Source organism: Enterobacteriaceae bacterium ESL0689 (genome assembly GCA_029433525.1).
GTDB lineage: Bacteria > Pseudomonadota > Gammaproteobacteria > Enterobacterales > Enterobacteriaceae > JAQTIF01.
The window spans coordinates 2,030,618-2,044,753 of sequence record JAQTIF010000001.1 but is presented as its reverse complement, the minus strand read 5'-3'; the positions used below and the strand labels follow the sequence as shown (position 1 = coordinate 2,044,753).

General features: G+C 39.3%; 15 protein-coding genes. 2 read left to right on the top strand and 13 right to left on the bottom strand.

Annotation, left to right across the window (positions count from 1 at the left end):
- Positions 1–8: 8 nt before the first annotated feature.
- The 13 genes from PT300_09855 to PT300_09795 all read right to left on the bottom strand — a co-directional run bounded on the left by PT300_09855 (position 9) and on the right by PT300_09795 (position 10,902).
- The gene (locus PT300_09855; GenBank protein MDF7680866.1) at positions 9–704 is read right to left on the bottom strand and encodes a roadblock/LC7 domain-containing protein; all 696 of its coding nucleotides are present in this window, start codon (positions 702–704) and stop codon (positions 9–11) included.
- Entirely contained in the window at positions 704–1,267 is a 564-nt protein-coding gene (locus PT300_09850) for an ATP/GTP-binding protein (protein MDF7680865.1), read from the bottom strand. Before PT300_09850 ends, PT300_09855 begins: the two co-directional genes overlap by 1 nt.
- Before the next feature lie 44 nt (positions 1,268–1,311).
- On the bottom strand, positions 1,312–1,677 hold the full coding sequence (locus tag PT300_09845) for a hypothetical protein (protein MDF7680864.1): 366 nt from the start codon (positions 1,675–1,677) through the stop codon (positions 1,312–1,314).
- A gap of 29 nt (positions 1,678–1,706) precedes the next feature.
- Complete coding sequence (locus PT300_09840) at positions 1,707–2,168, bottom strand: hypothetical protein (protein ID MDF7680863.1); 462 nt, start codon at positions 2,166–2,168, stop codon at positions 1,707–1,709.
- 35 nt (positions 2,169–2,203) lie between these two features.
- Positions 2,204–3,544 (bottom strand): AMIN domain-containing protein, encoded by a 1,341-nt coding sequence (locus PT300_09835; GenBank protein ID MDF7680862.1) that lies wholly within the window; start codon positions 3,542–3,544, stop codon positions 2,204–2,206.
- Positions 3,532–4,380 (bottom strand): type II secretion system F family protein, encoded by an 849-nt coding sequence (locus PT300_09830; protein ID MDF7680861.1) that lies wholly within the window; start codon positions 4,378–4,380, stop codon positions 3,532–3,534. The genes PT300_09835 and PT300_09830 overlap by 13 nt, the downstream gene beginning before the upstream one ends.
- A gap of 13 nt (positions 4,381–4,393) precedes the next feature.
- The gene (locus PT300_09825; protein ID MDF7680860.1) at positions 4,394–5,221 is read right to left on the bottom strand and encodes a type II secretion system F family protein; all 828 of its coding nucleotides are present in this window, start codon (positions 5,219–5,221) and stop codon (positions 4,394–4,396) included.
- Between the two features lie 71 nt (positions 5,222–5,292).
- A complete protein-coding gene (locus PT300_09820; GenBank protein ID MDF7680859.1) occupies positions 5,293–6,582 on the bottom strand; it encodes a CpaF family protein in 1,290 nt (429 codons plus the stop codon).
- A 57-nt stretch (positions 6,583–6,639) separates the two neighbouring features.
- Positions 6,640–7,794, bottom strand: a complete 1,155-nt coding sequence (locus PT300_09815) for a hypothetical protein (protein MDF7680858.1) — start codon at positions 7,792–7,794, stop codon at positions 6,640–6,642.
- Positions 7,795–7,871: 77 nt separating this feature from the next.
- Positions 7,872–9,284, bottom strand: a complete 1,413-nt coding sequence (locus PT300_09810; GenBank protein MDF7680857.1) for a pilus assembly protein N-terminal domain-containing protein — start codon at positions 9,282–9,284, stop codon at positions 7,872–7,874.
- 54 nt (positions 9,285–9,338) lie between these two features.
- Positions 9,339–10,196, bottom strand: a complete 858-nt coding sequence (locus PT300_09805) for an SAF domain-containing protein (GenBank protein MDF7680856.1) — start codon at positions 10,194–10,196, stop codon at positions 9,339–9,341.
- A gap of 133 nt (positions 10,197–10,329) precedes the next feature.
- On the bottom strand, positions 10,330–10,560 hold the full coding sequence (locus PT300_09800) for a Flp family type IVb pilin (GenBank protein MDF7680855.1): 231 nt from the start codon (positions 10,558–10,560) through the stop codon (positions 10,330–10,332).
- A gap of 114 nt (positions 10,561–10,674) precedes the next feature.
- On the bottom strand, positions 10,675–10,902 hold the full coding sequence (locus tag PT300_09795) for a Flp family type IVb pilin (GenBank protein ID MDF7680854.1): 228 nt from the start codon (positions 10,900–10,902) through the stop codon (positions 10,675–10,677).
- Positions 10,903–12,196: 1,294 nt separating this feature from the next.
- Here PT300_09795 and fnr point away from each other — a divergent pair.
- Both fnr and uspE read left to right on the top strand, forming a co-directional pair.
- Complete coding sequence (gene fnr, locus PT300_09790; GenBank protein MDF7680853.1) at positions 12,197–12,949, top strand: fumarate/nitrate reduction transcriptional regulator Fnr; 753 nt, start codon at positions 12,197–12,199, stop codon at positions 12,947–12,949.
- A gap of 130 nt (positions 12,950–13,079) precedes the next feature.
- Positions 13,080–14,030: a universal stress protein UspE gene (gene uspE, locus PT300_09785; protein ID MDF7680852.1), complete on the top strand. Its 951-nt coding sequence runs from the start codon at positions 13,080–13,082 to the stop codon at positions 14,028–14,030.
- The last annotated feature ends 106 nt before the right edge of the window (positions 14,031–14,136 follow it).

The following is a 14,136-nucleotide window of genomic DNA, read 5'->3' as shown; positions in this document are numbered from 1 at the left end:
AGCATTTCCTATGATAACTGTTGCTCAGGCTGTGTATTACAAATTTCACTAATACTGGTTGCTAGTTGACGTAATAGCCAGAAAAGCTGCCCAAGTGGCTCATGAGTAGAGGCTATAACAGTCAAGCATAAAGGTAAGTGATGAGTCGCAATCTGCCATAGCAGGATATTATCCTTTTCACCTTCAACAGTAATAGCTTTTTGCTCTCCAGCATCAATTTCATTTAATATAGCCGAGCCAATACCTAATAAAGAACTGGTCATTGCGGCAATTTTACGCAGGCGACCAGAATCCTCCGTTTTAAGAACTGCTGCGACTTCATAGCCATCGCTAGTCGCAACCAACAATTCACTCATCACTGGATAATTCTGAGCAAACTCTGACAATAACTGTTGAATCTGTTGATTCATTTCAGTTGAGGTCACGATCGTATTTTGCTGAATTTCGCACTGACTAGACTCAGTTAAAACAGTGCTATTGCTCTGTTGAACCCCATTCTGACTAAATTCAGTAGTAACATCTACAACATCTTGCTGAGTCATATTATGACTGAATTCAGTAGCAATGTCTGCAGCATCTTGTTGCGTCATATCATAGCCAAACTCAGTAGCAATGTCTGCAGTATCTTGTTGCGTCATATCATGGTTGGATTCAACAGGGATACTCTCTGTATCATCAATAGCAAAAGGAAGTATACTTGTCATCAGGAATAAACCTCTTCATTTCTGGCATGCTTAAGTCGATAAAACAGAACTTTTAGCAATAATAAAACACTTTCCGGGTTACGTGCGTCCAGCGTCGCGACAGGAAAGCACTCACCTTCCTCACTCAACAACTGCTGATATTGTTTAATATCGGGAAACGGGGACAGATCACATTTAACAATGCCTAACATTATCACTACATTCTTATTTGCGAGTGAACCAGATTTCAATGTATGTAGCCAGTTACGCGCTTCAGTCAGTGGTTCCGGGCAGTGGTTATCGACTAATAATAAAATACCAACACTGCCACATTTCAGAATATCACGCATAAATGCGAAGCGTTCCTGTCCTGGAGTTCCATAAAGACGCATACGATATTGTTCGCCAGGAATAGTCAGCTCACCATAATCAAAGCCTACCGTCGTTGTCTCTTTTCCTATAATTAGGTGATCCGTTGCCTGTACGTCTGTTGAAATCGCTTTGATTTCACTGACGCTACGAATAGCGGTAGTCTTACCACTACCACTATTGCCTACCAGGATCACTTTATAGTCTCTCATCATCCCAACCCTTATGCCTATCATTCCATGTCATGGATGTTAGACATTTATAATACGACGATAGATTCTTCAACATCCGTTACTTTACGTCTGGCTAATGCTAAGTTTCCATTATGACGATCAAGAATAGTGTAAACAAAAATACCATCAATTGCTTTGACTGGTCTGACGATATGATATTGTTTTCCTAATGTAATCAGAATATCTTCTACCTCGTCAGTACTCGCCATTAATTTTAGCATTTTTATATTAGCACGAAGAACATCGGTGATTGAAGCTGCAGCGATTTCAATATCTAACCCCACAGAGCCTACACCATATAGCATCATACCATTACGTGCGTCGACTAATGCTGCACCTAAAGCGCCATCAAGATTCACCAGACTATCCAGTAACTTCTCGAATTCTGCCATTATTTTCTCCTGTGGCTTCCTGATTGTAATTAATTATTGGTCTGTAAGTCAAAAATTACTTCTTTGACACTTGCCAGCAAGATATTATCGATAGAAAGCCCATCAACTTTTAATTTTAATACCTGGCACCACGGTTTCATACCTGGAGTATAACAGCTCACCACTGCGTGAACCTCAGAAGTCAGGCAGAGCTCTTCATTGATTGTCGCTTTCAATGTATATTTATCACCGACATGGAAAGGCATTGTTCCTGGGGGTGCGAATTCATGGATAACAATGGGAGAATATTCCCGTAGCCCGCTAATATCACAAAGCGATTTATCCCAGTTAAGAACAACAGGCAGAACACTTTCGTATTTTTCCCAGGGTTTAGGTAATGATGTATCTGGTTTAGTACGATAACCGCGTAGTACGCCATCTGCCCCAATCATCAAATGAGTGATACCTTCTGGTACCTGAACAAGCTGGTCTTTATATTCATAGATCTTCATTGTACAATTTCCATCGTATAAACAAGTTGAATTAGCTAGCCATTGTAAATATCAAATACTAATTTCTTCCCTTGTGTTTTATTATTCGTTACTCTGAATACATTCTTTTTTGCCAGCGGATGAGTGAATTCAAACTCAACTAAAACAGTATCTGACTGACTCTGAAGAAATGTTAACTTACTAATATTTGAATGTTTTCTTGGAATATCATTAGCTGCACGGAGCAGTTCTTGATTTAACTTAACATTTTGCAACTCAAAAACACATTTGTTTTTTTCAGTACTGGGAATTTCACGGAAATTAATCATCTGTTGGGATTCCAGTGTCATACGAAAATATCCAGGATGTCGTCCAGAGCGTACCTCAGATATTTCTTTTAGTCCCCCCGTCTGTGATAAAGAAACTGTCTCCGGTGATCCCTGCATTTCATTCCCAGAACTCCGTGCAGATATAAGCGATTGAGTGCCTTTGTTCTGAGAAGGAGATACTGGCATATTTGCCACAGTTTGAGCCGTTGTTGCAGATGTACCGCTAATAATACCTTTTACTGCATCTGATGTTTGAGGTTTATCCTGCATACCCTGCTTTGCAGATGTCGTCATTGGCGCCACTGCCCCGGAAGCAAGAGAAAGTTGATCATAAGGACGTGGATTTACTTTTGCTAATGCCTCCATCAACTCATCAGTATGATCAGCCATTTTTTCCTGCTGCAGAATATTCGCTGCGGAGTTAACATCACCAAGTTTCACCAACACATAAACCAGATTATGTAACGCTTTTTGACTTGCGTGTCCCCTGTTATATAAGGGGAGAAGATAGTCTCTGGCTCTGGGGTAATCATTTTGCATGATAGCCAGCATCGCGAGATTATTCAGCACAACGTCATCATCAACAAAGTATTTTCTGGCATTATCAAATGAACGGTAAGCTCCGGTAAAATCACCACTCTGAGTCAACAGAATACCCTGCATGTTCCAGGCTTCACCATTTTTAACATTTTGTTTTAGTATCTCTGCAACTGTCTTCTGCGCTTCAGAATTATTCCCAAGCTCCATTAAGTTTTTACTTTCTAACAACAAAACCTTCTCATTAGGCTTACCTGCAACAAGTGGTTGTAGATACTGACGAGAAGAGTCAAAATCTTCCGCAAGATAATAATATTCAGCTAAGCGATAACGTGTATCCTTATCTTCTTTACGACTCAGTTTTTCACGATAAAGTTTAATTAAACCATTATAATTATTAACTTTACTGAGAATATACTCTCGCTGGCTATCATTAAGCTCCTCATTATTACTAAACGATCCACTACAGCCACTTAAAAAAAGTAGTGTCAGCAGTACTGTTGTGAACTTAAATCTGATTACACGCTCCATTGTGAGGCCATCCTTATTAACCCTGGGCCAGCAACAATAACAAGTAAAGGGAACATGATCAATATAATCATTGGCAATGACATTTTTGCTGACAAACTTGCAACTTTTTCTTCCGTATTCAGCAACTGTATCTCACGCATTTCCTGGGAGAGATCAATAAGAACCTGATAAACTGAAGAGCCGTATTTGATACTTTGTTGTAGCGTTGAACAAAGCATTCTGACTTCTTTTGACGGTACTTCTTCATAGAGTTGTTCCAGCGCAGCATTAATACCGTTTACTTCCGTTTTTAACACTGCTCTCTCAAACAGGGTCGCAATTGCAGGATTGATCATATAAAAATTTTCTGCAATGTGATGAATCGCCTTCTCAATTGACATTCCCGATTGCACACAAACAGCCATTAAATCAATGACAAATGGCAAATCCAAAGAAACAGATTTCATTTTTCTCTTTATAGCAGATTCCTTAATTCTGCTAGGTAATAAAATCACCAACGCTATGATGATCAATGCATAAACAGCTAACATATCACGAGCGATAGTATAGATGCCTGATAAATTAATAAATAGCAATATTACTATTAAAACCAGTGCAATTAGTACTTTAGCAAGAAAGTTTTTATCCAGCATGGCACTAACAGAAACGAGACGGCTGGATTTACGCATTATCCTTTCAATAGGCGTTACAATTTCCGTTGATGTATCATTTCTTTGCTGACTACTTTGCTGTATTAAAAAAGCAATTTGATCACGACGTTTCTTTTTCATGGCAAGATGCGATAAGCCACCTGCGCCTATCATCAAAAATATCAATGCAATCATATAAAACAGCATAATAGCTCACCTGTTACACTTTATTCATCATTGACCAGACTATTAACAATCCCAGTAAAATACTACCAGCCGCATAATATAACAATATCTGTCCTATCGGGTGATGAAGCAGTATTTCCATACTTTCTGGCGCCTGAAATTTTAGAAAAAGCAAAAAAAGCAATGGTATACAAGCCAGAATTTTAACTGACATACGTGCCTCAGACGTCATAGCGTATTTTTTCTTTTCCATTATTCTCGCATTTGAAATCAATTTACCAAGACGCGACATCACTTCTCTAACCTGACCACCACCTTTCATGTTAATCTGAACTGTAATAATAAAAAAGTAATATTCATGAAAGGGAAGTTTTTCCCAGGAATCCATAAAAACACGAGATATATCTTCACCAATCTCCAGTCGCTGCGATATGTTTTTGAACTCTTTACCCAACGTACCGTGTATCTTTTCACCACATTGCTCTATGCCCTGGATTACCGAATTACCAGCACGGATTGAACTATTAATAATATTTAAAGCTTCCGAAAACTGCTCTTCAAATTCCTGACGTAACTTTTTTTTACTTTTTAAATAAAGTACATATAGCGTTAACACAAAAACTATTGGCTGTACAAAAAGCGGGCTCATTGCGAGATAATTTTTATTAATATAGAGTCCGGCTATCTGAATACAAATTACAATAAAAACATGGCGAAGTAATCTGTTCTTATCATCACCAATAAAGTGAAAGTGTAATGTCGCAATATTATTCGATACCGCTTGTCCAAAAGGATTACGCTGGATTTTATTCCTGAATTCGGCCTTTTCACGTGCCGCTTCAGCAACCTGTAAGCGTTCCATGCGCTTTTGCTGGCGCGACCATAAAAACAGGTTAACTAACCCAGTCAGAAATAAAATACTAAATATAATTATCATAGCGCCCGATTTCCAAACAGCTGTTGTAAAGGTTCAAGTAAACCTTGTGTTATCGCCTGCCGATAAACAGCCGAGCGTTGCAACAAACCAAAACAGGTAAAAGTACCCTGTATTTTACCATATTCATTACGCTCAGAATCTGGTGTAAAGCTAAATATATCCTGCAGAATAATATTTTCACCTTCCATGCCCATAACTTCAGAAATATTGATCACTTTACGCGAGCCATCAGGCAAACGCGATACCTGAACAATGATGTTAACTGCCGAAGCAATATTACGACGTATTGCAACCAATGGTAATGTTGCACTGGACATCATGATCATACTTTCCAGACGAGATAGCGCATCACGTGGCGAGTTGGCATGCAAAGTAGACATGGAACCATCATGACCCGTATTCATTGCCTGTAACATTTCAAATGCTTCTTCGCCACGACATTCCCCCACAATAATCCTGTCCGGGCGCATACGTAATGCGTTAACTACCAGATTACGCATACTCACTACCCCTTTATTCTCCGAACCGGCCATTCGTGTTTCAAGGCGTACAACATGTGGTTGCTGTAAACGCAACTCTGCAGCATCCTCCAGCGTTAACACTCGCTCGTCTTCATTGATATATTGTGACATCGCGTTAAGTAATGTGGTTTTCCCTGAACCTGTACCCCCTGACACAATAATATTGACACGACAGCGGCTGGCAATGACCAGAAAATTAGCCATCATCTCATTAATACTGCCATATTCCACCAGGTCAGCCAGCGTTTTCTTTCCTTTACCAAATTTACGAATGGAGATCGCTGCACCATCCAAAGCAACAGGCGAAATAACTACATTTAAACGACTGCCATCGGGCATTCTGGCATCGACCAAAGGTTGCGAGTCATCTACACGACGTCCTACCCTTGATACTAATCGTCGGGCAATATCAGTAAGCTGCTCATTATTAAGAAAACTCTTATCAACCTGTTCAAGTTTACCAAATCGCTCAACAAAAATATGCTCAGGTCCATTAACTAAAATATCGCTAACGGTATCATCTTCCATTAATTCACGTAATGGTCCATAACCGGTTATTTCATCAGTAACCAGTTTACATAATTCCTCGCTATCTTTGGCTGATAAGTACTGACCAGTACTGGCTATCTGACGAGCAATGACACTACCGACTTCACGCAACAGAGCCTGATAATCATTACGCAATTGATCAATGCGTTCTAAATCAATACCCTTAAGCACCTGTTCACGAAGATAGAAAAAAGTTTCAAAATTCTCAGCATCCATCGCTACGATTACCCCTAAAAATTAATACCCAGCTGCTCTGTAGTAAAATACAAAATATTATCGTTTATTACCAGCACGTGATACTAAAAACGATGAAAGCAATGTTTTCTTCTCCGAATGATGATGTTCCGTCTTTCCTAATAAATTTTGCTCAGTAAAACGCCACAGTGGAGATGCCGTTAACCCCTGATTTTTATCTTTCTTCATATTCCAGGGATTGACCACTGCTATCGGAGAACCAAGATATTCTTCAATATCATCATTATATAACTCACCTTTTTGTACCGGGTGATTTTCATTCAAACAAATAAAAATACGCTGCGTTTTATTATTACGTGATATATCAAAACGCTGTTTTGCATCTAACAGATACTTTGCTAATCGTAGAGTACTTAGATCCCGATTGATAACAAGAATCAATGTATTTGATTCTGTGAACACAGGTTCAAGAGTCTCATAAGACTGAGCATGTGCATCATGATCGAAAATAACTAAATTAAAATGATTAAAACGATTATCTTCATAATTCCAGATATCATTCAATGTTTCAATGCGTACAGACTGGTTAGACTCTATTTCAACAATACCACCATCACGAGGTAATGGCTGAGCGGTGATCAAATCTAAATCACGACTACCACTTGCCCCCTGAACCAACAGAGAAGAAATCGACGACTGCATACCAATTGACTTAAAAATCTGCCATGCTACCGTCGAAGTACCTGCTCCCCCCTTACAACCCAATATACTAATTTTCATGATACTGCGCGACGCTGAAATGACAGTATCCGGTTGTTGCAGGTGCCCTATCAGCTGTGGTAGTTGCGATTTGATATGCAGATAATCGATACCTGCACTAATCAATGCCTGAGCAAAAGCAATAGAATCATTATTGCCTAAAAAAACCTGACGTGCACTGGCAGGAATTAATAAGGTAGCCGTTTCACAAATCTTAGGTATATCGATAAGATCGCCAATATCAATAATGACAACTGCAGCACCACGTAAAGCATTATCATCCTGTAAATTAAGAAAACTAACAGGGCGAGTAATTATATTATTGAAGTTATTAATCGATAGCAGATTAGTAATATTAGAAAGCAACTCTTCATTTGAAGATACAACGACAATGGATTGTCCACCAGCTCCCTTTTTGGGTTTTTGTGTGGCATCAGGTTCACTTTTCTTTTTTGTATCTGAAAATAGCTTCATTAAAATTTACTCCAGAAATAATTGACCACACCAATTAAATAATAAAAACATAATTGTTACAGCCAATTAAATAACAATTAGCGGGCAAAACCACCCTGTTCAAGAAAACGTCCCGCATTACCTTCTAAGCGATTTTCTCGTACCTTACTATCAACACCGACATTAAAAAACAGTTTATCTGACGAGGTACGACGAAATGCAGGCAATCTTATATTCGCTGATGATTTAGGATGTGGTTTAACCAGATTAACCGTCGCAAAAACCACCAGTTCAGTTTTATTTCTATCTGTTCCAGAATGACGTGCTAATGCCCCTAATATAGGAATATCACCAATAAATGGAACTTTAGTTAACGATTCCCGATCAGATTCACTTAACAAACCACCAATAACAAAGCTATCTCCATCGGCCAGTTCAATGGTTGAAACCGAACGACGAGTACGCAGCATGGGAACCTGGTATTCATTGTAAGAGTAGGAACCTGTAACACTGCTTAACTCATTGGCAACCATCAATCTTATCTTCTGACGTTTTTCTACTTTAGCGGTGACATTTAAACGAATACCATACTCTTTATATTCTACTGATGTTGTATCCTTATCTTTAACTAAAATAGGAATTTCTCCGCCAACAAGGAAACTTGCCGATTCACCAGATAGCACTGTTAAATTAGGTTGTGCCAGCACCCGTGCAATTTCATCGTTTTTAACTGCATTAATTAATGTACTGATATTATTAGCATCAAAACCATGACGAAAACCTAACAAATTAAAGGTACCTGGCGAGTTAACTGCATCATTACCGCTGACACCATTGATAATACTATCCAGTTTAAGGCTACTCCATTCGATCCCCAGATTATCTGTAAACTGTTTACTAACTTCCACCACTGTCAACTGCACATTGACTTGATTCGATGAGGGTATTTGCAAGTGATTAATGACGTTGTCGTAATATTTGTCATATGAAACAGGGATTTTATCAATACCTAACGCCTGATCTTTATATTCTTTTCTTTCCTCACGACCATCAGTTCCTACAAGGCTACCAACGAGTTGATAAATACCATCTCGCGTTTCTTCATCTGGGACTGTTCCCGTTAAAAGCCACGAAGCTTTTTCACCATTCTGGAACCGTTTTACCTCCACCGCACTGCCTGGATACTCATGTGCAATACGAGTACGAATATCACTCAGCAAAGGGTCAACATCAATACTGATATTCATTAATACTTTAGACTGGGAACCGTATACAATAAGTTGTGAAGTCCCCATTTTACGGGCATATAACACAAGATCTTTACTATTAACAATCTTATAATCAGCTACCGTAGGATCTGATACAAACACTGTACTGACTGGGCTATCAAAATGCAGGGTTTTGGTCTGCCCTGGCTTAAGATCAACAGCTTCCGCCCTGGTCACAAAGGAAACAACACAAAAAAACAATAATATAAATATCCTTTGCATACAGAATAATTTTTTAGTCATATTTTTAACATTCCTGTTTCCGTATGGAGCACAACACATATTATGCTGACCAGATTAACCACGTAACTCATCAATAGCAATAACAGATCCAGTAAATTTGTTAAAGATAGCATCACCACTGACTGGCCATGTTGATTCTTCTGCAGAAAGTTTAATGTTTGACTTACCATCCGCAGAAAGCACCGCAGGAAACAACACAAGGTTAGCATCGTCGTTCCCTATTCCTTTCAATATCTTTACTTCATTATCCTGCAACTCTATGATTATCTCGCTACCCCCTTGAGCAACTTCTACGCCTTTATCGTCTTTCACTACTTTCTTACCTGAACGAATAGCCAGCACGCGTTTATTGCCCATGAGTGGTTTTAAACGATTATAAAGTTTATTTTCCAGATCAATTTCGCCATCCATCGCTCTTATACGGGTATTGTCAGGCTGACGCAAATGGTAAGAAACATAAATATCCACTCCCTGGCCAGCCTTAAGATTATCCAGAAGATAATCATCAGATTTTTTCAATACTATTTTATAAAGAATATTCCCTGGCTTCAGAGACATAGCTATATATTCGTTAGTACCTGGTTCAACCAATATACTCGGAGGGATCCACGAACCAGCCTGAACAGGGTTTCTTAATATCCATTCGTTAAGATTTCTGCCAGTGAGATTAAATTTCACATCCGTACTATCAGCATCAACCTGAATACTCTTAATCTGGAAATCATCAGCTTTCAACAAAGTTTTAGGTTCTAGATCATGGTTGGCGACAGCAACACTGATAGTTTGTTTAGGTTTCACTTCTGCTTGTTGCTGGGATGGCGCTTTCGAAGGCTGACTGGAAGTGTAAAAATACAGGCCTAAAAGACCCACAACGATCATTACAATATAAACAACAAGGCCGCCCTTTTTCATATTGAGTTTATCCGTTTTGTTCCATTAATAAAAGATATTCAGGCGTCACTACGATCCTACAATAAAGGCGTTATGCCTCTCATTATAAGCAAAGAGACATAACACCTATTCTGATTACACTACATCATTCGACTTATGCTACCAGAGTAATAATCTTATCTTTGATCTTAGTAAAAATGTCGTTCAGCATAGTTTCTACAGTACCACCGCTACCAAAGATAACCATAACGACAGCGGCAACACCAGCAACAACGATTGCATATTCAATCGCAGTTACACCCTGTTCGTTCTTTTTGAATTCATTAACATTTGTTGCAACGTTAGCACAAGCTGCCAGATATTTGTTATAAACACGAGTTAACATATACTTATTTCTCCTTACTTAAAAAAGTAGTACCGCTAAGTACCGATACTACGGTTCCAGGTTACATTACCTGATTTATATTTAATAAAACCGTCGATAGTTATTACTCATAAACTACAATAAAGCAATAATTTTATCTCTTGTTTTGTCAAAAATGCCAGTCAACATTGTCATTACTTGTCCGTTATCACTGAAAATAGCTACAGTCGAAACCGCTACACAACCAACTACTATTGCATACTCGATTGCAGTGACACCTTTTTGACTATATTTAAAACTATAAATAATATCAATGATAAGACTAATATAGACTACCAGATACCGATTATAAATACGATTCAAGACAGCCCCTCCGCATTATCAGTAAGACAGCTTACAACAACACACTATCAGTAATTACGAAAACCGCTATTACTAATGAAGGCTCTCTTGCGTACCGTGGTGAAAATGATAAACCAATCGCCTTTTAACAAGCTAATATTTATAAACAATTGTTTATCGATACGCAATAGCCAAAAACTATCATTTAACATTTAAAACTATTTTTAATAACCTCCATTACCAGAATCTCTCCCAGGCAGCATGTAAACATATGTAAATTTAATATTTTTTATATACTAATTTTAGTTTTTTATAATTTATTCATTCAATGAGTAGCTATAAATTCAACTAAAAATTAACAAAATATAAACATTCAAAATTTACTGCTGATAGAAACCATAAATACGATATAAAAAACACATAACCGTTCATGTCATTAGTTATCATATTTATGATTATTTTTAATAAAAAAGATAACACACTATAAATTCTGCTACCTTTAGTTAAAGGTAAAAACATGCAAGCAACCTGAATGTGATAATTTTATTTAAAAAAGCAAATCTTTTGTCGGAAGTCTATTGTCAGACAGTGCATACGTTTTTTGACATCAGGTATTCGCACACTATCTGGCATCCAAATGGCAAGTAACCCAATATTTACCAATCACTCTTCGGCACAGTCTCATATCATGCCTGACGCCTGGCCGACAGATGCACCAGACCCACCTGTCTGGATACGCCCAGAGCAGAAAAACCACAGCATACAAGTCGTACGTGAGGATTCCGGACACTACCGGGAACCGGAATGGCAAACAAAATAGCACTAAAAACCAGCCTGCTGATATCATGATAACTATAGCTATGTCTGTCACTACCCTCTACGGCCTTCGGTGCACTCATTTAACAACACATCTCTTCGCTCTTGCACATCACTCTTTATGGCCCATTTATTTTCAGCAGCAATAGCAGATAGTGAATATGCAGCAAGCAACGCTAACAATGCTATTTCAACTACTAACGTTATACATTGCCATTGTGACACTGGCACGATGCCGATGCGGATAGGTACCAGCCCGTCGATACTATACATAGCTATCATACTATATGAAGAAATACAATATATATATGACAGTAATAGATTTTTACACAACCGCAAGCGCTATCGCCTCTGTCAGGCAGCACATGCATTTCTCAGGGTCACCATTTAAAAATCGATTTAACCTTTTAATCTGATATGTTTCATTGGTTCAATACTTACCTACCGAATAAAAAAATGTTAACATTGACTAATGTCAATTTATGGTTTGAGCTGACTTATGATCCCGGAAAAGAGAATTATTCGACGCATTCAATCTGGTGGCTGCGCAATTCACTGTCAGGATTGCAGTATTAACCAGCTTTGTATCCCTTTTACCTTGAACGAACATGAGCTTGATCAGCTGGATAACATCATTGAACGTAAAAAACCCATCCAGAAAGGACAAAATCTGTTCAAGGCTGGGGATGAGCTGAAATCACTGTATGCTATTCGCTCTGGTACGATCAAAAGCTATACGATAACCGAACAGGGCGATGAGCAGATTACAGGCTTCCATCTGGCAGGAGATTTAGTTGGTTTCGATGCGATTGGCACTGCTTCCCATCCCAGTTTTGCACAGGCGCTGGAAACTTCAATGGTTTGTGAGATCCCTTTTGAAACGCTGGATGACCTTTCCGGTAAAATGCCTAATTTGCGTCAGCAGATGATGCGCCTGATGAGCGGTGAAATTAAAGGCGATCAGGATATGATCCTGTTACTCTCTAAAAAGAATGCCGAAGAGCGCCTGGCGGCTTTTATCTATAATTTATCCCGTCGTTTCGCTCAGCGTGGTTTTTCACCCCGTGAATTTCGCCTGACAATGACCCGTGGCGATATTGGTAACTATCTGGGGCTGACCGTGGAAACGATCAGTCGCTTACTGGGTCGCTTCCAGAAAAGCAGAATGCTGGCGGTGAAAGGCAAGTATATCACTATTGAAAATAATGACTTACTAGCAGAACTGGCCGGACAAGGATGCCACAGTAGCTGAATAGAGTATTTCTTCTTTTCCTTGCCAGATTGTTTCTTTATTACCTTAATTCAGGCTCTCCTGTTTCATTTCATTAAGTTGGACTATCTTCTTAGAGGCGGACAGATGTTACTGTTTAAGGAGTCGCTATATGGCAAAGTATCAAAATATGCTGGTAGTTATCGACCCCAGCCAGAACGATCAGCCAGCATTACAGCGTGCGGTATATCTCCATCAGCAAGTTGGCGGGCGTATCAAAGCTTTTTTACCGATCCATGATTTTGCCTGTGAGATGCCCAACTTGCTGTCGCCTGATGAGCGGACAGCAATGCAACAAAACGCTATCCATCAGCGCAGTAACTGGGTTCAGGAGCAGGCACGATGTTATATTGAATCTGGCATCGCTGTAGATATTAAAGTGGTGTGGCATAATCGCCCTTTTGAGGCCATTATTCAGGAGGTGATTAACGGCAATCATGACTTACTACTGAAAATGGCACATCAGCATGATAAGCTGGAAGCGGCTATTTTTACGCCCACTGACTGGCATCTGTTACGCAAATGTCCCTGTCCAGTATGGATGGTAAAAAGCCAGCCGTGGCTGGAGGGAGGAAAAACACTGGTTGCTGTTAACCTTGCCAGCGAAGAAAATTATCATCATGCGTTAAATGAAAAGCTGGTAAGAGAAGCTATCGAACTGGCTGAACAGTTCAATAATACCGATGTCCATCTGGTTGACGCTTATCCTGTGACATCAATCAATATTGCCATTGATTTGCCCGATTTTGACCCTGCTATCTATAATGATGCCATTCGTGGTCAGCATCTGCTGGCGATGAAATCACTACGGCAAAAATTTGGCATTGATGAAAATCGAACCCATGTTGAGCAAGGTCTGCCAGATGAAGTGATTACTGGCTTATCAGAACATTTACAGGCTGCGATTGTCATTTTAGGTACATCCGGACGTACCGGGTTATCAGCGGCCTTCCTCGGCAATACGGCCGAACAGGTTATCGATCGCCTGTGTTGTGATCTCATGGTGGTCAAGTCAGAAGAACATCAGATACCGGAGATGATCAGTCAGCCAGATGCGATATAGTGGCTATCATCTTTACTTTCCCGCGCTGACAAATATCGATGTCGAATCCGGTTTCAGAAAATAAAAAAGCCGTCCCGACAGAGACGGCTGAAAAAACGAAATTCAA